The 22,958-nt window shown below is 45.5% G+C and carries 16 protein-coding genes and 2 tRNA genes; 12 read left to right on the forward strand and 6 right to left on the reverse strand.

What is annotated here, in order from left to right; all coding sequences use genetic code 11:
* Window positions 1-106: 106 nt before the first annotated feature.
* The 3 genes from dut to argB all read left to right on the forward strand — a co-directional run bounded on the left by dut (window position 107) and on the right by argB (window position 3,478).
* On the forward strand, window positions 107-571 hold the full coding sequence (gene dut / locus J3492_RS08235) for a dUTP diphosphatase (RefSeq protein WP_207991471.1): 465 nt from the start codon (window positions 107-109) through the stop codon (window positions 569-571).
* An 82-nt stretch (window positions 572-653) separates the two neighbouring features.
* Window positions 654-2,513, forward strand: a complete 1,860-nt coding sequence (locus J3492_RS08240) for a phosphohexomutase domain-containing protein (protein WP_207991472.1) — start codon at window positions 654-656, stop codon at window positions 2,511-2,513.
* 53 nt (window positions 2,514-2,566) lie between these two features.
* Window positions 2,567-3,478, forward strand: a complete 912-nt coding sequence (gene argB / locus J3492_RS08245) for an acetylglutamate kinase (protein WP_207991475.1) — start codon at window positions 2,567-2,569, stop codon at window positions 3,476-3,478.
* A gap of 82 nt (window positions 3,479-3,560) precedes the next feature.
* Here the strand turns inward: argB and J3492_RS08250 are convergent, their stop codons facing one another.
* Complete coding sequence (locus J3492_RS08250) at window positions 3,561-3,926, reverse strand: arsenate reductase (protein ID WP_207991477.1); 366 nt, start codon at window positions 3,924-3,926, stop codon at window positions 3,561-3,563.
* Between the two features lie 149 nt (window positions 3,927-4,075).
* On the opposite strand from J3492_RS08250, the gene leuS reads away from it, so the two are divergent.
* The 7 genes from leuS (at window position 4,076) to J3492_RS08285 (ending at window position 13,108) form a co-directional block, all read left to right on the forward strand.
* Window positions 4,076-6,853 (forward strand): leucine--tRNA ligase, encoded by a 2,778-nt coding sequence (leuS, locus tag J3492_RS08255; RefSeq protein WP_207991484.1) that lies wholly within the window; start codon window positions 4,076-4,078, stop codon window positions 6,851-6,853.
* Between the two features lie 157 nt (window positions 6,854-7,010).
* Entirely contained in the window at window positions 7,011-7,625 is a 615-nt protein-coding gene (locus J3492_RS08260; protein ID WP_207991531.1) for an LPS-assembly lipoprotein LptE, read from the forward strand.
* A 13-nt stretch (window positions 7,626-7,638) separates the two neighbouring features.
* A complete protein-coding gene (gene holA, locus J3492_RS08265; RefSeq protein ID WP_207991486.1) occupies window positions 7,639-8,736 on the forward strand; it encodes a DNA polymerase III subunit delta in 1,098 nt (365 codons plus the stop codon).
* A 113-nt stretch (window positions 8,737-8,849) separates the two neighbouring features.
* Entirely contained in the window at window positions 8,850-10,196 is a 1,347-nt protein-coding gene (locus J3492_RS08270; RefSeq protein ID WP_207991488.1) for an efflux RND transporter periplasmic adaptor subunit, read from the forward strand.
* Between the two features lie 46 nt (window positions 10,197-10,242).
* Window positions 10,243-12,252, forward strand: coding sequence for a MacB family efflux pump subunit (locus J3492_RS08275; protein ID WP_207991490.1), 2,010 nt, complete (start codon window positions 10,243-10,245; stop codon window positions 12,250-12,252).
* A gap of 433 nt (window positions 12,253-12,685) precedes the next feature.
* Window positions 12,686-12,761: transfer RNA gene (locus J3492_RS08280), tRNA-Lys, on the forward strand.
* A gap of 271 nt (window positions 12,762-13,032) precedes the next feature.
* Window positions 13,033-13,108 (forward strand) — tRNA-Lys (locus J3492_RS08285).
* A gap of 93 nt (window positions 13,109-13,201) precedes the next feature.
* On the opposite strand, the gene J3492_RS08290 is transcribed toward J3492_RS08285, so the two are convergent.
* Together J3492_RS08290 and J3492_RS08295 are read right to left on the reverse strand one after the other, a co-directional pair.
* Window positions 13,202-13,969 carry an MBL fold metallo-hydrolase gene (locus J3492_RS08290; protein ID WP_207991497.1) on the reverse strand — a complete coding sequence of 256 codons (768 nt, stop codon included), beginning with the start codon at window positions 13,967-13,969 and terminating at the stop codon, window positions 13,202-13,204.
* Window positions 13,970-14,262: 293 nt separating this feature from the next.
* Window positions 14,263-16,350 (reverse strand): catalase, encoded by a 2,088-nt coding sequence (locus tag J3492_RS08295; protein WP_207991499.1) that lies wholly within the window; start codon window positions 16,348-16,350, stop codon window positions 14,263-14,265.
* 625 nt (window positions 16,351-16,975) lie between these two features.
* Here J3492_RS08295 and ppc point away from each other — a divergent pair.
* A complete protein-coding gene (ppc, locus tag J3492_RS08300; RefSeq protein ID WP_207991502.1) occupies window positions 16,976-19,756 on the forward strand; it encodes a phosphoenolpyruvate carboxylase in 2,781 nt (926 codons plus the stop codon).
* A 36-nt stretch (window positions 19,757-19,792) separates the two neighbouring features.
* Here the strand turns inward: ppc and J3492_RS08305 are convergent, their stop codons facing one another.
* From J3492_RS08305 to J3492_RS08315, 3 genes are all read right to left on the reverse strand, one after another.
* Entirely contained in the window at window positions 19,793-20,449 is a 657-nt protein-coding gene (locus tag J3492_RS08305) for a DUF938 domain-containing protein (protein WP_207991504.1), read from the reverse strand.
* A 157-nt stretch (window positions 20,450-20,606) separates the two neighbouring features.
* Window positions 20,607-21,071: a flavodoxin family protein gene (locus J3492_RS08310; protein WP_207991506.1), complete on the reverse strand. Its 465-nt coding sequence runs from the start codon at window positions 21,069-21,071 to the stop codon at window positions 20,607-20,609.
* Window position 21,072: 1 nt separating this feature from the next.
* On the reverse strand, window positions 21,073-21,483 hold the full coding sequence (locus J3492_RS08315; protein ID WP_207991508.1) for an OsmC family protein: 411 nt from the start codon (window positions 21,481-21,483) through the stop codon (window positions 21,073-21,075).
* Between the two features lie 358 nt (window positions 21,484-21,841).
* Between J3492_RS08315 and J3492_RS08320 the strand changes: the two genes are divergently transcribed.
* A protein-coding gene (locus tag J3492_RS08320; protein ID WP_424108382.1) for an IS3 family transposase occupies window positions 21,842-22,917 on the forward strand; the annotation gives its coding sequence in 2 pieces (ribosomal slippage) (window positions 21,842-22,091 and window positions 22,091-22,917; 1,077 coding nt in all).
* Window positions 22,918-22,958: the final 41 nt, after the last annotated feature.

Consider the following 22,958-nt stretch of genomic DNA (forward strand, 5'->3'; position numbering starts at 1 on the left):
GCCTTTGTCTGTGACAGCACAACAAGCACGGCAATATTTTACTGCTCTATATCTTTGTTACACCAATTAATTTATCTAACCTGCTAAAACCTTAAGTGAGTGTGTTATGCAAGCTGTACAAGTCAAAGTCCTAAACCCAAAACTTACCCAAGACGAGGCTTTTTCTCTACCGACACGAGCGACTGATGGCTCGGCTGGTATTGATTTGCGAGCCTGTATAGATGAGCCACTAACGATTGCGGCCGGTGCGACGCATTTAATAGGGACAGGGTTGGCAGTTTATATTCAAGATCCTAATTATGCAGGTATGATTTTGCCACGTTCAGGCCTTGGTCATAAGCATGGTATTGTACTGGGCAACCTAGTGGGGCTTATCGATGCCGACTACCAAGGCGAGCTGATGGTCAGTGTTTGGAACCGTAGCAATCAAGACTTTGTACTACAACCAGCGGAGCGTATGGCGCAGTATATCGTCGTGCCTGTCGCCCGTCCCGAGTTCGAAGTGGTCAATGAGTTTAGTGACACCAGCGTGCGGGGCGCAGGCGGTTTTGGTCATTCAGGTCGCCAATAAGCTAAAATCTGCTATATTTAAACATTAGTCATTTCACTTTTAACCAGTGTACTCTGAGACAGGGACAAAGGAGATTGTAGTCATGTCGACCTTTTCTGCACAGCTCCCTCTGTTTCGGGCTTATGACATTCGTGGTGATCGGCAGTACTTCACGCCAGAGTTTATCCAGGCGTTAGGCGTGGCATTTGCGCATCTTTATGACATCCAAAACCATCATCAACAGGCAAATCCTGCAAAGCGCAAAGACTGTACGGTAGTCATCGGTTATGACGTGCGCTATGGTAGCGATACGATAGCGCATACACTTGCAGACATACTCAGTTGGCACGGTATAACGGTGATACCCTTAGGGCTGATTACGACACCGATGATGGTATTTTGGGCGCAGCGATATGATGGTCACGGTATCATGGTCACGGCCAGTCATTCAGAAAAAGACACGCTGGGTATTAAGTGGACTTTAAAGGGCCAGTCGCCTAGTCGTGAAGACATTCAAAGCTTGTATAAAAGCTTAGCGACTATTGATGTACCCAACCCCTTTACAGCTCACTCTAGTTTTAGCGCCAGTCGTCATAGCACCGCCGCCGATCATGTGATTAAGCCGACAGCCACGGCGGTTATAGACACTTATATTGAGGCAATTGCCGACGTGTTTTGCCATATCAAACAGCAAAATGGCAATATCAGCCGGAACAGCAGTGCTACTGACAAGCTGGACTTGATGGTCGTGATTGACTGTATGAATGGCGCAACCGGCCATATCGCTCAGCCGTTATTCACCCGGTTTTGTCAGCGAGTAATGGTACTAAATGATGAGCCTGATGGCAGCTTTCCCTCAGGCAATCCTGATCCTACTGAACCCAACCGTCTGGCTGAGCTACAACAAACCGTCATGGTGACTGAGGCAGATATAGGGCTGGCATTTGACGGTGATGGCGACAGACTTATGGTCGTGGATAACAGAGGCAAGGTTGTCAATCCGGATCATCTGCTTTATCTATTGGCACAAGTCGCCATCTCTGAATATCCTGACACTACTCAAGCCTCTGCCGACTTACAAGTATTGTTTGATGTTAAATGCTCTCATCATCTGCCTCGGTTACTCAAAGAAAACGGCGCTTCACCCATCATGGGCAAGACAGGCAGTAGCATCATGCGTCAGCAGCTACACTCGCATTATCGTCAGGCGATATTTGCAGGCGAGTTATCAGGGCATTTTATTTTTAATGACCGTTACTTTATCATTCATGATGATGCGATGTATGCTGGGCTACGGCTACTGCATTGGCTTGCCTCGGCGCAGATAGCCACCTACATCAGCACCTTTGGTTATACAGATACAAACAGCATTCCTGCTCACTCTCTTGCATCATTCAATACTGATTCATGGGGAGCATCTAAAAGAGCCAGCCTGCCTTATCGGCTGACCGACATTACCCAACACCTGCCTATTTTGGTCAGTACTGCTGATACCTATTTGCCACTACCTGACGAACCTACTTGTTGCTCAATCGTTGAGCGCTTGGCCAACCTGTGTCACTACTTACAAACTGTAAGTGTACAGCAGACAAACTCTTGGCATAAAGAGCCAAAAGTCTCAAACGATGACCTCAACATGCCACTACCAGACTCTACACAAACCAAAGCTACTGTACACACGGTATTATGTGGTTGTCTTAATGAATGGCCAGAATGGATCGCTGCTCAAGCGCAACAGCTGATACCAGTAGGCACCTCTATAACTTGCATTGATGGCGTGCGTTTGGATTTTGCCCATGGGTTTGGGGTGTTACGTCAGTCAAACACCAGCCATAGCCTTACCGTACGCTTTGCAGGAGACAGCTTAGCAGACATGAAAGATGTGCAAGCACGCTTTGAGGCTCTATGCCATATACTTGATCCCCAAATCGCCGCCCAAATTGCAGCGATTAGCCCTGAGTAATCATGATAATTTTTTATTTTACCTGTTTTATATTGACGCTTTAGGAGAGCATAATGTCGCTTAATTTAGATGACGCCAAAAACACCGCTGAAGTACTCACCACCGCCCTACCCTATATTCAACGTTTTGTCGGTAAGTTAATCGTCGTAAAATATGGCGGCAATGCCATGACTGATCCCGCTCTAGAAAGCTCATTTGCACGTGATATCGTACTTCTAAAGACAGTTGGACTACACCCAGTCGTCGTCCATGGCGGCGGGCCACAAGTTGATCATTTATTACAAGAGCTTGGCCGTCAGTCTGATCGTATTGACGGCATGCGTGTGACTGACAAAAGCACCATGGATATCGTCGAGATGGTACTGGGCGGCAATGTCAATAAATCTATCGTGAGCCTTATTAATAAGCACGGTGGCCGTGCTATCGGACTGACAGGTAAGGATGCTAACCTTATTCAAGCCAAAAAACTGCTGGTAGAAAAAACCGATGAAACAGGTATCACCGCCTCTGTAGACTTAGGTTTCGTTGGTGAAGTGGTCAGTGTCAATAAAGACGTTATCGATATGCTAATCGCCTCCAACTTTATTCCTGTGATTGCACCGCTTGGCGTCGATGAAAATGGCGATACCTATAACATCAATGCTGACTTGGTCGCAGGTAAAGTAGCGGAGTTTTTGCAGGCAGAAAAACTGATGCTACTAACCAATATCAAAGGGGTGTTGGGTCGTGATGGTAAAGTCGTGACTGGCCTCACACCAAGGAAAGTGGACAGCCTAATCGAAGATGGTACGATCTCAGGCGGCATGATTCCTAAGATTCAATGTGCGCTCGATGCCGTACGTAGCGGCGTCAAAAGCGCCGTTATCGTCGATGGCCGTGTGCCCCATGCAACGCTGTTAGAGATTTTCACCAACGAAGGCGTTGGGACGCTTATCAGCCGTGACTTGGACGCCTCTTTAAGCTAGAGATATTGAGTCGAGTGTATAATACCAAAAAGCTCGAGCTTAGAGTTCTAAGCTCGGGCTTTTTAAATAAAAGCAGCGCCTTTTATGACAAAGCGTTATCAAGCTCATCAGCGTCAAAACCGCAAAGTAGAATAGGCTGCTCATGACGCGCCCCTTCTATAATTGGACGTTTGATCATACTGGTATGAGCAACAAGCAACTCTATCGCTTTGTCCTCATCACTATCCGCTGCCGCCTTTTGCTCATCGGTTAGTTTGCGCCATGTGGTGCCCCGCTTATTTAATACCTTGTCGATACCCAGCTGATCTACCCAGCGCTCTACGCTCTTTTTATCGATACCTTGTTTTTTGTAATCATGAAACTCATAGCTGACGTCCAGCTCATCAAGCTTAGCAAAGGCTTTTTTCATGGTACTGCATGATTTGATGCCGTAAATCGTGATGGTCATATAAACTCCAAGTCCATTGTCATTATTCCTCTCATTATACCTAATACTGACAAAGTGTAGACGCTTACCTCAATCATAGTCGGTCTAAAACCACAAACTTATCAAGCAAGCGCACCATCATACCATCGCAATTTTTACCAAATTACGCTATGCTATGGCATTATTTAATTTCCTTCAATTTATCTGTAACCATCAATTCCGAGCCAACTATGAGCAACGCCGTGAACGCAGAAACTGCCAATATGAATAATACCAATAACACCTCTATAGACAGTACCCAATACCAACCGCAACTGATCGAAGCGCAGCAGCAAGCCAAATGGGAAGCTGATAAGCGCTTTGAGGTAGACAATGAGCCAAGCGAAAAACCTGTTCGCTATATGCTATCGATGTTTCCGTATCCTAGCGGTAAGCTACATATGGGCCACGTCCGTAACTACACCATCTCGGATGTACTGAGCCGTTATTATCGCTTAAAGGGCTATGATGTCATGCAGCCAATGGGCTGGGATGGCTTTGGTCTACCTGCCGAAAATGCTGCTATTGCCAATCAAACACCGCCAGCGGCTTGGACGTTTGCCAATATTGATAGCATGCGTGCGCAGCTGAAGTTATTGGGCTTATCGATTGACTGGTCACGTGAGTTTGCCACTTGTAGCCCTGAGTATTATCAATGGGAGCAGTGGTTGTTTTTGCAGCTGTATAAAAAAGGCTTGGTCTATAAAAAGCTCTCTACAGTGAACTGGGATCCAGTGGACAACACTGTCTTGGCCAATGAGCAGGTAATCGATGGTAAAGGCTGGCGTAGTGGTGCACCTGTCGAAAAGCGTGATATCCCTATGTACTACTTTAATATCACCGACTATGCTGATGAGTTATTGGATGATTTAGAGCAGTTAGAAGGGCATTGGCCGTCTGAAGTCCTGACCATGCAGCGCAATTGGATTGGCCGTAGCGCTGGTATGGAAGTTCACTTCCCTTATCATATTGCTGATGAAGACAGCACCCTAGACGTCTTTACTACTCGCCCTGATACCCTAATGGGTGTCACTTATGTCGCTGTTGCTGCCGAGCACCCTCTAGCCCAATATGCTGCTGAGAAAGATGAAGCGATCGCCCAGTTTTGTGACCTGTGCAAAAAAGGCTCCGTCGCTGAAGCGGATCTGGCTAAGGCAGACAAAATAGGTATGGACACAGGGCTGACGGTGACCCATCCTTTGACTGGTGAGGACATTCCTGTTTGGGTTGCCAACTACGTCCTGATGAGCTATGGCTCAGGCGCAGTGATGGCGGTACCAGCGCATGATGAGCGTGATTATGAATTTGCGACCAAATATGGCTTGCCCATCAAACAAGTCATTCAGTCTCCTGAAGGCTTTGCTCAAGCCAGAATCTCTGAAGCGCAAGCAGATGGCTCTGAGCCAAACCTTGCCTATACCGAACGTAATACCTTGATCAACTCAGGCGAGTTTGACGGTATGGACTTTGATGATTCATTTGAGGCAATGCTTGCAAAGCTTGAACCAAAAGGACTTGCCAACAAAAAAATCCAGTATCGTCTGCGGGATTGGGGCGTCTCTCGCCAGCGCTATTGGGGTTGTCCTATCCCTATGATTAATTGTGAGCATTGCGGCAACGTCCCTGTAGAAGAGCAGGACTTACCAGTGATACTGCCTACGGATGTTGTCCCTGATGGTCGTGGTAATCCACTCAAAAACATGCCAGAGTTCGTCAATACCACTTGTCCTAAATGCGGCAATCCAGCTGAGCGTGAAACCGATACCTTTGACACCTTTGTCGAGTCGAGTTGGTATTACGCTCGCTTTGCCAGCCCCAATGACAGCCAAAACATGGTCAACAAATCTGCAGCTAACAAATGGCTGCCTGTCGATCAATATATCGGTGGTGTCGAACATGCAGTCATGCACCTGCTTTATGCCCGCTTCTTCCATAAGCTTATGCGTGACGAAAACTTGGTGTCAGGTAATGAACCGTTTGCCAACTTAATGACCCAAGGTATGGTACTGGCTGGTACTTTCTATCGTCTCAACGCTGACGGCAGTACAACCTACTATTTCCCAGGCGATATAGATATTGACTATAACGACCGTGGACAGCCAGTCAAAGCCATCTTAAAATCAGATGGACAGCCAGTCACTATCGGTAAAATAGAAAAAATGTCAAAGTCAAAAAATAACGGTGTTGACCCTCAAACGACTATTGATCAGTACGGTGCTGACACAGTGCGTCTCTATACGCTCTTTACTGCCCCTGCAGATCAAACACTTGAATGGTCAGATGACGCTCTAAAAGGCCCGTATAACTTTGTCAAAAAAGTATGGCGTATCGCAACAGACCATCTGCAAGCCTTGGCTAGCGCCAACCTAGCACTAGACGCGATAAATACGACCGCTTTAGATACCAATGACTTGAGCAAAGCGGCCAAAAACCTACGCCGTAAGACTCATGAGACCGTTGCCAAGATTGATAAAGACTTGGGCGAGCGTCTGGCACTAAACACGCCTGTGTCTAGTTTGATGGAGCTTGCCAACGAGCTTACCAGCTTTAAAGCCGCAAACGAGCAAGACCTGCAGGTACAGCATGAAGCACTGGTTGATTTATTGATTATGCTATCCGTCTATGCGCCTCACGTTGGTGAATACTTACTAGAACAGTTGGGGATCGATACTATCGCCATGCTCTACCCAAGCGTCGATACCAGCGCTTTGGTACAAGACACCGTCACCATGGTCGTACAGGTCAACGGTAAGGTACGTGGTAAGATGGATGTGGCACCTAATAGCGACCCTGAACAGCTAAAAGCTCAGGCTCGTGATATTGAGAGTGTGAAAAAATTCCTGACTGGGGACATCAAAAAAGAGATTGTCGTACCTAATAAATTAGTTAACATTGTCGTTGTTGGCTAGCTGTTTTAGGCTCAGTGGTTTTTATTATACTGAGCCTTTTTATAATCTAAGGATAGCGATTATGTCGTATAAGCACCGAGCAGCGCTCAAAAAGCATGTACCATCACAGCTAAAACATGATGCGGCAAGCAAGCAGCGTGGCGCAAAACTAGCGACAATGCTACTTGCTGCTGTACCGATGCTGACAATGCTCGGTGCTACGACTGTACTTAGTGGTTGTGGGTTTCAGCTGCGTGGTTACGAGACGCCTCTTAGTTTTGAGGTGGACAAAACAGCCGTTATCATTGAGGACAATCGGACTTCTTTTCCACTAAAGCTACCCTTAACACGTCGTCTAGAAGCCTTAGGGGTTGAAGTGGTCGACAGTATTGCAGTGATAGAGAATGCCAACCGCACCAATGCCGATCAAATCGCTACTATTAGAGTCAATAACGTGCGTTTTAAGCGTTATGAGCTGGTTGGTGTGCTTACCGAGATCCGCTTGGTCTTATCTGCAGATGTTAGCTATCAAACGCTCGAAAATGGCAAGCCTATTACATTGAGCAATCCTATCCAGGTCGAACGCAGCTATCAGTATAACGAGGCTTCCGTCAGTACCGATGATCAACAGGGCAGTCAGATTCGTGACTGGTTATATGACAGCTTAGCACGCCGTATTACTGATCAGTATGTTGCCATCTCTTTACCTCAGGATGCCTCTAAGCAGAGTGGCAGCTCAGCACCACTGATTAAGAGTGCTCAGACAGCCACTATTATCACACCCAATCCTTAAAGTATCATCATATATGCAAGAGACCTTTATACAGGCTTACCCAAAACTATTACAACCTTCAGTTGCAGTAGCGGGCCTGTGGTTGGCTCATGGCGATGAGCCCCTACTACACCAATGGCTTGTTGACGCCATACGACCACATTGGCAGACACAAAACTACGCCATCAAGCGGATCGAGCTGATATCGACCAAAACTTGGCAAGAGGTATTGTCTGAATTGGGCAGTCAGTCTTTATTTGACGATGCCAGTGCTTTGATCGTCACGGGTAATCATAAACCGGATAAAACCGTTATTGCTGAGCTTGAACGGTTTGCTACCGAGGCCCAAAGCGGAGCACACAGTCACAGCTTGCTATGGCTCACCCCTAAGCAAGACAAGCGCAGTCAGAGCAGTAAGTGGTTTGCGCCGTTTGCCAAGTATGGTCATGTCATTGATTGCAACTTATACAACGAACAACAACGCCAACAACTGCTACAGATACAAGCACAGCAGTTTGGCCTAGATTTATCAAAAGAGGCATGGCAACTGCTCATGTCGCATACTGAGCATCATCTGCTCAGTGCTTATCAGACACTGTGGCGATTGTCTTATCTGTTTGCTCCTCAGCTCATGACCGATACTGATAACGTCAAGCACACAGACATCAGTGCTGCAAACCCTACAATCAAAGTAGCCGGTAGCACTGGTGTCAACAGTGTCGCACTAGATATCAATGATCTGCAAGCGGCACTGGTCAGCGACGCCCACTATAGCGTGTTTGATTTATCCGATGCCATGCTGGCAGGCAACAGCAGGCAAGTGGTCAAAATCATCTCGCAGCTCAAAGCAACTGATGAGCCGGCGACCTTAGTGCTATGGGCAATCAGCAAAGACATGCGCCAAGTCATGCAGCTGATGGATGGACAAGACCCGCAAGCACTTGGCATCTGGCGTAGCAAACAAAGCTTGTATCAAGGGGCGTGTCGCCGCCAGTCAAAAGAACAAACTATCCAGTGGCCTGCACTACTCTATCGCTGCGATCAAGCGATTAAAGGCCTTGTACGTCAACCTGCGTGGGAGCTGCTGCTGCAAGCTGCGCTTGAATTATCTGGCCAACGCCTGTTTGGGTAAATATGTCAACGCCTTATCATCTCTTAACCTTTCTTAAACCAATTGTCGTTCCCTTTTACCCATAAACTCTCTACTATACTTACACTTGTGTTCATTGTGATTGGATTGTTGTCATGCGCAAACTAAGCAGAAAATCTGCTGTCAAATGGGGTAGCATTGCCCTCATCGTTGTCGTGGTCGCTGCCCTCGCTTACAGCTTCTTCAAACCTACTGACGAGGCACCCAACTACATCACCGCTACTGCTGAGATTGGTGATATCGAAAATAACGTCATGGCCTCAGGCAAGGTCAAAGCCCTAAATACCGTCGATGTCGGGGCACAAGTCTCGGGTGAAGTGACGAGACTCTATGTAGAAGTCGGCGATGAGGTACAAAAAGGCGATTTGATTGCACAGATTGATCAGGTCACCCAAAAAAACAACTTAAGCAATCAGCAAGCCAGCCTTGAACAAAGCATAGCTGCTATTGAAAGTGCCGAGGCAGAGGCGCTAAGCCGTGAAGCAAGCCTAAAAAGTGCCTATGCTGACCTTGCCAGCCGCCGAGCAGACCTAAAGCAAGCCCAAGCAGACTTTGAGCGCTTACAAGATTTAGTCGCTATCGATGCGATATCACAGCAAGAATACGACACTCAAGCGACTCGAGTAGAGACCGCTCGTGCTGCTGTCAATAATGCACTTGCAGCGATCGATAATGCAAAGGCCGCCATCGCTACCACAAAAGCCAATATTAATAGCCAACAAGCGGCCCTACGCAAAGCCCAGACCAACGTCAGCACTGCCGAAGAAGACCTCAGCTACACCACCATTCGTGCACCGATGGCTGGTACTGTGGTCTCTATCACCACCGAACAAGGCACCACAGTCAACGCCAACCAAACCGCACCCACCATTGTGACCTTAGCTGATTTGTCGACCGTCCGTATCAATGCACAAATCTCTGAGGCCGATGTGATCAATGTCGAACCAGGCATGCCGGTTTATTTTAATATCATTGGCAACCCTGACCAAAAGTATGATGCCACCCTCAAGGCCATCGAGCCTGCGCCTGAAAATATCAGCGACACCAGCTCAACAGATTCTGCCATCTATTACATTGGCTACATTGAAGTGCCCAACACCGAGCGCCGCTTTCGTATTGATATGACGGCACAAGTTTATATTGTCGTTGACCACGCTAAAAACACCTTACTGATTCCGGCAGCGGCATTACAACCTGCTAGCAACACTAGGCAAGACAACAAACAAACGGCTCATGCGACTAGCAAAGCGCAAGTCGGCACCAAAGCCATGGTTAGAGTGCTAAACGATGCTGGACAAGTCATTGAACAACCAGTAGAGGTCGGTATCAATAACCGTGTCAATGCCCAAATACTAAGCGGTTTAAGCGCAGGTGATGAGATTATCTTAAGTGAAGGGCAGTCCGGCCAAGGACAAGGTGGTCAAGGCAGACGCCCATTTTAGCCGCTAACTTTTAAGCTTTTGATAGTGATCATATAGGCATGCATTCATGGATAGCAACACTCCCATTTCTAATAACAGCGCAAACGCACCCTTGATGCAAGTCAAGGGCTTGATCAAAGAATTCCCTGCCGGCGAGCAGACCATCCGTGTGCTTCATGATATTGATCTGACCATCAATCAAGGCGAGATGGTCGCCATCATCGGTCAGTCAGGATCAGGCAAGTCGACTTTGATGAATATCTTAGGCTGTCTTGACCAAGCGACAGCGGGTGAATATAAGATATTTGGCCAATCAGTGAGCCGCCTTGATGCTGATGAGTTGGCAGAACTTCGTCGTGAGCATTTCGGTTTTATTTTTCAGCGCTACCACCTACTAGGCGATATCAATGCCCGTGATAACGTCGCCGTGCCCGCCGTTTATGCTGGCATGAACGGACAAGCACGTAGCGCCCGTGCCGAGCAGCTATTGGCCGATTTAGGACTGGCAGACAAGGTCAACAACCGCCCCAATCAGCTCTCAGGCGGTCAGCAACAGCGGGTCTCTATTGCCCGAGCGCTGATGAACGGCGGCGATATTATCTTAGCTGATGAGCCCACCGGCGCCCTAGATAGTAAGTCTGGCGCAGATGTGATGAAAATCTTGCATGACCTAAAAGCGCAAGGTCACACTATTATCATGGTCACCCACGACCCAGGCCTTGCCCAGCAAGCCGAGCGTGTGATTGAACTCAAAGACGGTTATGTCATTGAAGATTATCGAACTGAGCACTATCTAAAAACCCAAGATCAAGACAAGGTGCTGCCCGAGCCTATCCTTGCTCAGCATCGTAAAGGCAAATTAAGCAGCTTTATAGATCGCTTATTTGAAGCCTTTAAGATGTCACTGCTTGCCATGCGTGCGCACAAAATGCGCACCCTGCTAACGATGCTGGGCATTATCATCGGTATCGCCTCAGTAGTCTCCGTCGTCGGACTTGGCAAAGGCTCACAAGCGCAAATATTGGCCAATATCAGCTCGCTAGGCACAAACACCATCACCGTGATTGATGGCTATCCATGGGGGGACCCCAGACGGCGTTATAATGATGACAATCTGACGCCGCAAGATGCACAAGCGGTTGCCGACCAGCCTTATGTGGTCAGCGTCAGTCCACAACTCGATACCAATATAAATGTGCGCTATCGCAATGTGCAAGAAGCAGCAAGCATTAGCGGTGTCGGCCAAGACTATCTGACGGTGAGTGGTGAGACATTGGCACAAGGACAAGGCTTTGATGAACAAAGCATCTTACGGCGCACTCAAGATATCATTATCGATGACAATGCCAAACAGACCTTCTTTGCTGACAATGCCAACCCTATCGGTGAGGTCGTGCTTATCGGTAGCGTACCGGGACGGGTTATTGGCGTCCTTGAGCCTAATGATAGCGGTTTTGGCGGACAGGTGGACTCACCCACTCTATATATGCCCTACACCACCATGATGTCACGATTAGTCGGCAGCCCCAATATTGAGCGCTTTGTTGCTTTAATTGATGACAGTATCTCATCGTCAGCCGCTGAATCAGCGATTTCTACACTTATTGAAGGCCGCCACGGGACCGATGACTTTCGTATTCGCAACTCAGACTCTATTCGACAAACCATCGAAGCCACTACAGGCACTATGACGTTATTGATATCGTCAATTGCGATTATCTCCTTGATTGTAGGCGGTATTGGCGTTATGAACATTATGCTGGTCTCAGTCACCGAACGTACCAATGAGATTGGTGTGCGTATGGCCGTCGGTGCCCGCCAAAATGATATTATGCAGCAGTTTTTGATCGAAGCGGTACTGGTATGTATATTGGGGGGTCTACTGGGTATTGGACTGGCCTTTGTTATTGGTGAGCTGATTAACCGTGTTGGCGGTGAGAGCTTTAAAGTGATCTACTCGCCAGCGTCTATTGTGGCCGCTTTTGTATGCTCAACCCTTATCGGTGTGGTTTTTGGCTTTTTGCCGGCTCGTAACGCCGCCAGACTTGATCCAGTTGAAGCATTGTCTAGAGACTAACCCCTGTTAATGCCATCAAACTTAAAAAACACATCTGGCAGTAGCAAGCTTGTTTTAGCAAGAAAGTAGCGTTTTTGCAGTGTAGTCACCACCCGCTAAGATAAAAAATAGCAAAAAACACAAAAAATCTGCATTTTTCTGTAAGTTTTGCATTTTTTTTATAAAGCGGGGTTGTATTTGTCCTAATAATATATATAATGTGCTCTCACGTTTAGGGATACAAGCTCTCTAAACGAGTAAGCAAGCCTAATGCCTCTATTAATATTGATAACTTGATATATAGAGAATTTAAGCGTTATATATCTTTCTTTAAGAAAGATTTTTATGTCTACAATCAGACACTGTGATTATAGACATAAGTATTAGAAAATCCCATTTAAAGGGATTTCTCTTGCGAAACTAAAATTGCAGTGCAATTTTTTAACGTCTCTCAGGACCGATAGCTCAGTTGGTAGAGCAGTTGACTTTTAATCAATTGGTCCCGCGTTCGAGTCGCGGTCGGTCCACCATTTTTAGTAGTACGCTTATTAAGTATTCTGCCCTACTCAGTATTAGCTTAATAAGTTTGATTTTAAATAATTTTCCTTTTTTAGGAAATTGTTTTTGCGAAGACTTAATATTTAAACTTAAGTTGCTAGCAAGACTTTTGGAAATCCTATTTAAAAGATTTCCCTTGCGAATAATCGCAACCCTTAGTTTGGATACGCAGCTTTTAGAATTTACGAAAATGTAAATTCTCTTGCGCTCGGACGAAGCAGTGCTTCGTTTTATCCTCGCTCAGGACCGATAGCTCAGTTGGTAGAGCAGTTGACTTTTAATCAATTGGTCCCGCGTTCGAGTCGCGGTCGGTCCACCATATTCCAAAAGCCCAGTCATTAAGTTTATGACTGGGCTTTTTTATGGCTGCAGTTTAAACCTTCTGAATCAGAAGACTAGCTGTTATTCACTGTTAATAATCCTTAACACTTGCTTTTCTACCCATCACTTTATGCTTGATGGTGTCTTTGACCGTTCGTGGACTTTTCGGCGCTTGCTTTATCAGCATATCAAAAGTGGCCTCGTCTATCGCCAGCTCACCTCCATGCGCCATCATAACCACAGAGGATTTCAACGCTTTAATTTTTTGTAACGACTGAATATAAACCTTAGGATCATAGATAGGAAACGGTGCCACGAATTTATGACGCAGTTTAATAATCAAATCTGCGGTGTATACTTGGCGGCTCGGGCTATGAAACAAAGACAAATCACGGTCTGTATGGCCTGGCGTCTCTAGCACTTGCCAGTCATCAAACTCTGGCACACGATCTCCATCTTTTACACAGATATCAGGCTTAAGATGTGCTGGATAGTACAGGTTTTTGGGTGAACGACCTTGACGCCTAGCCACGTAATGCGCCAGACTCATATCCACCAAATGCATGGCTCGCCCGCTAACCCCTTTATACCACTGATCCTTCTTATCTGCAGATACAATCATGCAGCCTGTCGCTTCTCTAAATTTTTGTGCCCCGCCTGCATGATCTGGATGCATATGAGTGACCACCACGACTTTTAAATCTGTTATCGGGCGCTGTAAGGTTGTCTTAATATAGCCCAGCACCTTTGTCACATCAGGGCGGCTACCACCGTCTAGTAGCATAATCTTATCCGGATATACCGCAAGATACGTACTTTGAATGTAGCCATCTAGGCGTATAATCTCACATAAACTCATTGATACTCCCTATCTCGTTACTCATTTTTATTATTAGGCTCTCTTCCCATGTAAGCGATGAGCTTTAGTATAGCGCTCGCCAGTTATAAATAAACGACTTTGAGTGAACGCTTGTGACCATAGTTCATTAAAAGACATGAGATGATGCTTGAAACAAGTCATACACTGAGCATCATAAACGCAAAAACTCAGCACTTAGGCTGAGTTTAAGATAAAACATTCAGTGGTTAAAACCATAGTCAGCTTTGTCTAAATAAAGCTGACCTTTACTACGCTTACCGTTACTGCTTTAACTAAGCCAGATCACGCACCTTAGGCTCACGCTCCCACAGACGTGATTTGGCGTTTTCGATAAAGCTCTCTAGCTCAGCAAGTGGCGTGACAAAACTGTCTTTTTCGACAGGAAGTTTGCTTAAGATAAACTCATCGGTGGCCCCGCAATAAGCAATCGCCTTACAGTGTGCGTAAGCATGAGTAAACCAGTCCATTGCTGAGCTGTCTTCAGCCAGCGCTTTGGCTTGCTCTGGCATGATGATACTGACAACCGCATCAAACATCACTGACGGCCCGCCAGCGAGGCGCTCATCAGCTTGTATGCGGGTGTCGTCATCCAAAACCACCTCTTTACTAGGCGCAACGATTTTTACACTAGCGCCCTCGGCTTTGGCGGCGTCTTCAAACTTTTTAATTTCGCTATGCCTGGAGCCTTGAGCAACCAAAATACCAATCAAGCGCCCTTTTAAACTCTCAGGCGTACGACCGATCGTTTGTAATGCCTCTGATGTTGGCATATCTTGTACAGGCGCCGCCGCTTTGGCAGGCTCTGGTAGCTGCATACCCAGTGCTTTTGCGACACGATTGGCCAGATCTTCGTCAATATGAATCAGGTGGCTTAGCATGCGTGTGCGGACGTGCGGCGTATCGACTTTACCTAGCTCAAAGGCATACGCTGAAGCAATGTGCGCTTGCTCAGCGGCGGTTTGACTACGGTAAAACATACGTGGCTGACTATAGTGATCAGCGAAGCTCTCTGCACGAATGCGGCCTTTTACGCCATCATCCAGTTGCTCATGGAATGATTCAAAACCGTGTTTGGTACTTTCACGGGGACGGGTTGGATCTAGGCTTTGCGGCTCATACAAGGTACGCGTTTTGGGTACTTGCATCTGCATATGACCATCTTGCTGATTATTGGCAAATGGACATTTTGGCGCATTAATCGGAATTTGCGCAAAGTTTGGTGAGCCTAAACGCTTAAGCTGGGTATCTAGATAACTGAACAAACGACCTTGCAACAAGGGATCATTACTAAAGTCGATGCCAGGCGGCAGGTGCGATGGACAAAACGCTATTTGCTCAGTCTCAGCAAAAAAGTTATCTGGATTTCGGTTGAGTACCATTTTACCGACTATTTTGACGGGTACCAGCTCTTCTGGAATCAGCTTAGTCGCATCCAAGTGGTCAAATGGAAACTCATTGGCTTCTTCTTCAGTAAATAACTGAACACCAAACTCCCATTCAGGGTAGATCCCATTTTCAATCGCTTCATACATATCACGGCGATTGTAGTCAGGGTCAGCGCCAGAGATTTTGACTGCCTCATCCCAGATTAATGACTGCACACCTAGCACTGGCTTCCAATGAAAACGTACAAAGGTGCTCTTGCCATCTTTGTTGATCAACCGATAACTGTGAATACCAAAGCCTTCCATCATGCTAAAACTACGTGGTAGCGCACGATCACTCATCAGCCAAATTAGGTTATGCATGGTCTCAGGGCTGAGTGAGACAAAATCCCAAAACGTATCATGCGCAGAGGCCGCCTGTGGAAAGCCGCGGTCAGGTTCAGGCTTAACGGCGTGGATAAGGTCTGGAAACTTCATCGCATCTTGAATAAAGAAGATTGGCATATTGTTCCCAACGATATCCCAATTCCCCTCTTCGGTATAAATTTTTACCGCAAAGCCACGCACATCACGTGGTGTATCCTTTGAGCCTTTATTACCCGCCACGGTCGAAAAACGAGTGAATAGAGGCGTTTGCTTGCCCGTCTCAGTTAAAATCTTGGCAGTGGTATACTCTTCTAACGACTCGGTTAGCTCAAAATAACCGTGTGCTGCACTACCACGGGCATGTACGATACGCTCGGGGATACGCTCATGATCAAAGTGGTTGATTTTTTCACGCAGGACAAAATCCTCTAGTAAACTTGGGCCACGAGCGCCTACTTTTAGCGAGTTTTGATTGTCAGAGATGGCCACGCCCTGTTGGGTCGTTAGCACCTTATCATTATTCTCTGCGCGCTGATGTGTTTCACCGCCATTACCAAACTCTGTATTCATATCGTTAGCGGGGTCAGTATGATCAAGATTTGTTTTCATAATATATCCTAGCTGATGAGTAATCTGGACTCTAGTGAGACCACTTCAAATTCGCCGATCCAGTATTTATATCCTTGTCAATTTATAATGACTTCAACTGTCGTTTGGTTATCTCTGGATCGACCCTGCTTACTTCGTTATTCTGATATTGGCTATCCTAAACCATGCTTTTTTATACGGCTCACTAACTTGATGCTCACCATAGGGTGAACTCTTGCTTGTAAGTTTGGATTGTAGCCAAAGCTCATCAATTATATTACTCAAAAAAAACAAGCGTTTATGTCACATATATCGTGAAGCTTGTTTAGGTTTGGTTAAGTATGATGTCCTAAAACCTGGCGATACTACTCTTTGGATTTAGTGACAGTGGCCAATCGTTGGCTAACGATTTTGCCAACTGTACTTTTTTTAAGGTGCTAAATTTTTTTACTTTGTTTGGATTGGCTGTTATTTATCTTTTGTTCGTGTATGATTTTAAGGTCGACTTTTAAATGTACAGCCAAACCAATAACAAGCAGCTACTGATTACATGCCAGTCATTAAGTACTTTTTATCAAGGAGTCTAGGGCTCTGCATCTGTATATTTATCGACGAGAGACCTTAATTTTGGACAAGGAAACGAGCTATGTTATTAAAGAACGACGTATTGCGTGGACGTATTAGATTGCTGGGATCTTTTTTGGGTGAGGCCATTTCTCGCCAATCAGGGCAACACACACTAGATACTATTGAAACCTTGCGTAAAGGTTTTATCCAAGAGCGTCGTCAGCCTAATGAGGGCAACAAACAGCAGCTGATTGAACTGATTGCTTCGTTAGACAACCAAACCCTAAAAAACGTCATACGTGCGTTCTCCATTTACTTCTTTTTGGCAAACTTATCAGAAGAAAACTACCTGCGTGAGCAGCGCCGTATCTTGCGTAGCCAGTCCAACCAAAGCTGGGAAGGCTCCTTTCGCCGTACTCTACAAGAATGCCGTGACCGCAATATTGAGCCTGAACAAATAAAAGAACTTATCGATCAATTAAGATTTATCCCTGTATTTACCGCTCACCCAACCGAAGCACGTCGGCGTACGACCATGAACATCCTGCAAACGCTCTATGAGCATACCGATGCCATGAGCGATTACCCCGAGGGCAGTCTGGCTTTTATGCAGGCCAAACAAAAAACCGCCGAAACGATTGACTTATTATGGTCATCAGATGAGGTGCGCACTCGCAAGCCTTTAGTTTATGACGAGATAAACAATGGGCTGCACTATTTTAATGCCAGTTTGTTTACCGCCATTCCTAAAGTATACCGCAATACCAAAGATGCCATCGTCGAGGTTTATCCAGAGCTCAGCGACTACCCATTACCCGCTTTTGTTAACTTTGGCTCTTGGATTGGTGGCGATAGAGATGGTAACCCATTCGTCACTTATGAGACCACGGAGATGGCGGTACTCATGCACGCCAATGCGGTACTGCGTCATTATCAGGTGCTGATCAGAAAACTGCGTCGTCAGCTGATTCATAGCGACACTATCGTTGATATTGCGCCAGAAGTTTATGCCCGTATCAAAGACTACAGTGAGCTTGATCAAAGGGTTTTTTATTATAATCCTGATGATTACAACAACGAGCCCTATCGAAGACTGCTATCCATTATTTTGGCCAAAATAAAAGCCACCAATCAGCATATTCAAAGCCAAGGTGCGGACGCAGATGCCGCCCAAAATGCCTATACCGCACCACAAGACTTATTAGATGATCTACGCCTCATTCGCCAAAGCGTCTACACCCATGATCAAGCTCATAGCGAGGGCTTGCTGCTTGACACCATTCGCTTGGTCAAGACTTGTGGCTTCCATTTGGCATCTCTTGATATCCGCCAAGACTCAGGGTATCACGGTGACGTCATTGCTGATATTTTTGCTAATGCCTCTAATCTACCTGACTATCAAACCCTGAGTGAAACGGAGCGTCAACAGTGGCTTACTCGTCTGTTAGAAAAGCCTGGCACACCGCTCATCTATACAGACAACTTAAGTGAGCAGACGCATGAGCAACTTAATTTGATGAACGCTGTGGCAAAACTGCGTAAACTGGTCGGCGCCGATACTTTTGGCAGCTATGTTATCTCCATGACTAATAATGCCAGTCAACTGTTAGAAGTGCTTCTACTGATGCGTTTTGCGGGTTTGTCTGGCATTGATGATGACGGCAAGGTATTTGCAGCGTTACCCGTTGCACCCTTATTTGAAACCATTGAAGACCTCAAAAACATTGACAAAATCATGCCAACGATTTTAGAGAACCCACTATATCGTGAGCTTCTTGAGCATTCAGGAAACGTGCAAGAGATCATGCTTGGCTATTCTGACTCCTCAAAAGATGGTGGCATTATTACCTCAGCTTGGCAGCTGTATAGCGCTCAGCAAACCATAACCCATATTGCCAATAAATACGGCATTAGCACACGACTGTTTCATGGCCGTGGTGGCTCCGTCAGCCGGGGTGGTGGCTCAACCCATCAGGCCATTGCAGCTCAGCCTGCTGGCACCTTAAATGGACAAATCAAGTTCACTGAACAAGGTGAGGTACTGTATGCCAAATACGCCAATCCAGATACAGCTGTCTTTGAACTCACCATGGGCATCACTGGTGCATTAAAAGCCAGCTCCTCACGGTTTGTTGCACAGCCAACACAGTTAGAGGAATACGAAGCTCTTTTTTCTCGTTTGGCTGATGCCGGTGAGGAACGATATCGTGCCTTGACAGACAATACCGAAGGCTTTTATCAGTTTTACTCCGAAGCCACGCCCGTACAAGAGATATCTTTGCTAAATATCGGCTCGCGTCCTGCTCATCGCAAAAAAGGCTTGCCAAGCAAATCGACCATTCGAGCGATACCTTGGGTATTTGGTTGGTCACTGGCTCGCTTTACCCTTCCCGCTTGGTATGGTGTGGGCAGTGCTTTACAAAGTGTCAAACAAGACGAAGCCTTGATGCAAGAGATGAACGAGAACTGGCCGTTTTTCAGTGCTTTTATTAGCAATATTGAGATGGCCTTTACAAAGTCTGAAATGAGTATTGCTCAAGCATACAGTCAATTGTGTGACGATAAAACCCTCCGAGAGCGGGTCATGCAGGCCGTGATCGATGAGCATGAACTGACAAACTCAGGCCTTAACTCTTTATTAAATCAGACCTCCTTACTCTCAAACCAACAAGAGCTGGCCCATTCATTAGAATGGCGTAATGCATACTTGGATCCGATTAATTATATTCAAATCGAGCTCCTTAAACGTATGCGTCAATCCGATGACAATAGTGTTAGAAGTGCTGACAAACTGGCCGTAGAAGATCCCCTGATTCGCAGTATCAACGCCTTAGCAGCAGGGCTACGTAATACCGGTTAAAGCTTGGAATTAAGATCGACATAACCGCTCACTGATTTAGTTGGCGGTTATTTTTTGAAAAACCAATATCTGATTATTGGCTGGCATGGCATAGGTTTCACGAAATGCAAGTTGGTTCTTTTTTGCTAGAGCGATAATATCTTCTTTATTACGAATCCCACTACCAGCATCACGCTGGCGCAAACTGAGATCAAACTGCTGGTTACTCACACTAGTATAATGTCCGTTTTCATTAAATGGCCCATAAACAATCAGCTTACCGTCTAACGGTAGTGCTGCCCCGACCAACTCAAATAACCTTTCAACCAAAGGCCAAGCGATAATATGTAACGTATTGGCGGTAAATACAGCGTCATAAGATTTGCCAGTATTAGCTTTTGGAATAGAATCTATTCGCAAATTAAAAGCCAACGGTGCTTGCAGGTTTGGTGCGGGATAGGCGTTATGCCAAGCTTGTATCACCTGATGATTATCAGTCACATCGCTGGTTTGCCACTGCAAACCAGGCAGATTCGGCGCAAAGTAAACGCTGTGCTGACCCGTGCCTGACCCCACTTCTAATATCTGAGTATAGTTTTCTAATTCTCTTTGCAGTACATTTAGAATGGGCTGTTTATTATTCTCACAAGCTTGCGAAAATGGTAGGTTGGCAGCCACCCTTAAATCCGTATTACCTAAGCTACCCTTATTCATAAAAAAAGTCCTGTTAATGAATACCTCACTTCCAAATAAAAACTAAGCTGTATCGTAGGCTGGCGCTTTAGTCCAGCTGTAACCTTATTGAAGTCTAGTATCTTGACGTTTTCAAAACTAAGCGCACTGACCTGAAGCTGTTTGCTTTAAGTAGATTTTAATAAATACCTGCCTCAATTCCTGCTGCAAGCGTCATCGCCAGCTCTTCTACTTGCTTAGTAAATTCATCTTGCCAACTGCCTTGTAAGATCAATGCTTCTTGAATCCACTCCCAGCGCAGCCCCGTCGTAATCGTTTTCATCGCATTTTTAGTCCCTGTGCCATCGTGTCCTGCGCGAATATATAACGCAAACGGCATGCCCTGTTTTTCTTCTAGCACTGGATAATAGCAGCGATCAAAGAAATCCTTAGTCAGTCCTGCCATATACGCCAAGTTTTCAGTCGTTCCCAATAACAAAGCATCTGCTGCGAGCACATCTTCAGGCTGCGTGTCTTGTGGTGACTTTAATATCACTTTGATATCGATATCAGGATGATTGCCACCATCGTAGGCCGCTTGCGCTAACTTCTTGGTGTTGGGCGATGGCGCATGAGCGACGATAAGCAAAGTTTTGGTAGCCATATTAATCATCCTTATAATTAAAGGTCACCTTTTGCATGATATCAGGATGAATACTTTTCGCAACTGGACAAGTCAGGGCAGTGTTATAAAATATTTTTTGCATTTTCTCATCGAGCTGCTGATTAAAGGTAATAGCGATATGCACTTCGTTAACCCGTCTTGGATCAGCAGCCATTACTTTGGTTACCTCAGCGGTAGTGCCGGTGATATCAATCTCCATATCACGAGCTTTGATACCGATAATGGTAAGCATACAACTGGCTAAGCTCGTCGCCAATAGATCAGTCGGTGAAAACGCTTCGCCTTTACCTTGATTGTCAGTCGGTGCATCGGTGATGATTTCATTGTTTGATTGTAAGTGAATGGCAGTGGTGCGTAGATCGCCTTGGTAGGTTACTTTTGAGGTTGTCATAGGGCTCCTTCTGATCGTTAAACATCTATTTTTAATAAGCTTTAGATTAACATACTAATAGCTGAAAGAGAGAAACACTATTTGTATTAAAACCTTTTTATCGATGCTTTAAACTAGCTAACTTATGCAGACTATCTACAGATTATGATACTCTGCATATCAACACTCGTTAGGCTTTGGCTAAGAGAGTGTTGATATATAAATAACAAACTCAGAATCACATATTCTAAATAGGCATACAATATGTTTATAAAAAAACGTTTTTTTTACTTATCATTTCTAACTATTGTAACTATCCCCTAAACTAACACAGCTCAAACGTAGAATTTCTTATAAAATACCCATAAGGAGTTTTGATATGAGCAAACGAATGACTGAGACCCAAATCGTATCGATATTAAAAGAAGCAGAAGCTGGGATACCTGCTAAAGAGCTGTGTCGTAAATACGGGATTGCTAGCTCGACTTTCTATAAATGGCGTTCCAAGTATGGTGGTATGGAAGCCTCTGACGTCAAACGCTTAAAAGAGCTTGAAGAAGAAAACCGTAGACTCAAACAGATGTATGCTGATTTAAGCCTTAAAGCGCAAATGCAAGAAGATATCATAAAAAAGCTATAGCGCCTGTACCCGAGCGCAAAGTCTGGGCGCAAGAATTACAGGCGCAGTATGGTGTCAGTATTGCATTGAGCTGTCAGGTCGTGTGCATGAGTCGAACTGCTTACTACTATAAATCTAAACTATCTGATGATAGTGAGATTATCGATGTCTTAAACAAGCTTACTGACAAGCACAATCGTTGGGGTTTCCCAAAGTGTTTTAAGCGTATACGCAAGCTTGGCTATTCATGGAATCATAAGCGAGTACACCGTGTTTATACAGCGTTAAACTTAAACCTACGCCGTAAGTCTAAAAGACGGCTACCAACACGTAATCCCCAGCCGCTAAGTGTGCCAAACGCATTGGGTCATACTTGGTCTATGGACTTTATGAGCGATAAGCTGCACAACAATATTCGCTTTCGAACCTTTAATGTGATTGATGATTACAACCGTGAAGTATTAGGCATTGATATTGGTACCAGTATGCCTTCACTCCGAGTAATTCGCTACCTTGACCAGCTAGCCGAGTGGCATGGCTATCCTAAGCAAATTCGTGTGGATAACGGCAGTGAGTTTACATCCAGCATATTTACTGATTGGGCATCAGCTCATGGCATCTATATTGATTATATCGAGCCTGGCTGTCCTTATCAGAATGCTTATATTGAACGGTTTAATCGCAGTTACCGCAATGAGGTTTTGGATTGTTATTTATTCAATGATTTAAATGAAGTCAGTAAGCTTACTGAGGAATGGATCAAGGTTTATAACACTGAAAGACCCCATGATTCACTTAATGATATGACACCTGCTGAGTACAGGCAGGTGGCTTAATTATTCTACGATGATGTTGTGTTAAGAGTGGGGTATTTACA

Source organism: Psychrobacter coccoides (assembly GCF_017498085.1).
Lineage (GTDB): Bacteria > Pseudomonadota > Gammaproteobacteria > Pseudomonadales > Moraxellaceae > Psychrobacter > Psychrobacter coccoides.

Excerpts from the sequence above, each read along its gene's own strand:
- dut (WP_207991471.1), top strand. The coding sequence starts at position 107 with ATGCAAGCTGTACAAGTCAAAGTCCTAAACCCAAAACTTACCCAAGAC.
- J3492_RS08240 (WP_207991472.1), top strand. The coding sequence starts at position 654 with ATGTCGACCTTTTCTGCACAGCTCCCTCTGTTTCGGGCTTATGACATT.
- argB (WP_207991475.1), top strand. The coding sequence starts at position 2,567 with ATGTCGCTTAATTTAGATGACGCCAAAAACACCGCTGAAGTACTCACC.
- J3492_RS08250 (WP_207991477.1), bottom strand. The coding sequence starts at position 3,926 with ATGACCATCACGATTTACGGCATCAAATCATGCAGTACCATGAAAAAA.
- leuS (WP_207991484.1), top strand. The coding sequence starts at position 4,076 with ATGCTATGGCATTATTTAATTTCCTTCAATTTATCTGTAACCATCAAT.
- J3492_RS08260 (WP_207991531.1), top strand. The coding sequence starts at position 7,011 with ATGCTACTTGCTGCTGTACCGATGCTGACAATGCTCGGTGCTACGACT.
- holA (WP_207991486.1), top strand. The coding sequence starts at position 7,639 with ATGCAAGAGACCTTTATACAGGCTTACCCAAAACTATTACAACCTTCA.
- J3492_RS08270 (WP_207991488.1), top strand. The coding sequence starts at position 8,850 with ATGCGCAAACTAAGCAGAAAATCTGCTGTCAAATGGGGTAGCATTGCC.
- J3492_RS08275 (WP_207991490.1), top strand. The coding sequence starts at position 10,243 with ATGGATAGCAACACTCCCATTTCTAATAACAGCGCAAACGCACCCTTG.
- J3492_RS08290 (WP_207991497.1), bottom strand. The coding sequence starts at position 13,969 with ATGAGTTTATGTGAGATTATACGCCTAGATGGCTACATTCAAAGTACG.
- J3492_RS08295 (WP_207991499.1), bottom strand. The coding sequence starts at position 16,350 with ATGAAAACAAATCTTGATCATACTGACCCCGCTAACGATATGAATACA.
- ppc (WP_207991502.1), top strand. The coding sequence starts at position 16,976 with ATGTTATTAAAGAACGACGTATTGCGTGGACGTATTAGATTGCTGGGA.
- J3492_RS08305 (WP_207991504.1), bottom strand. The coding sequence starts at position 20,449 with ATGAATAAGGGTAGCTTAGGTAATACGGATTTAAGGGTGGCTGCCAAC.
- J3492_RS08310 (WP_207991506.1), bottom strand. The coding sequence starts at position 21,071 with ATGGCTACCAAAACTTTGCTTATCGTCGCTCATGCGCCATCGCCCAAC.
- J3492_RS08315 (WP_207991508.1), bottom strand. The coding sequence starts at position 21,483 with ATGACAACCTCAAAAGTAACCTACCAAGGCGATCTACGCACCACTGCC.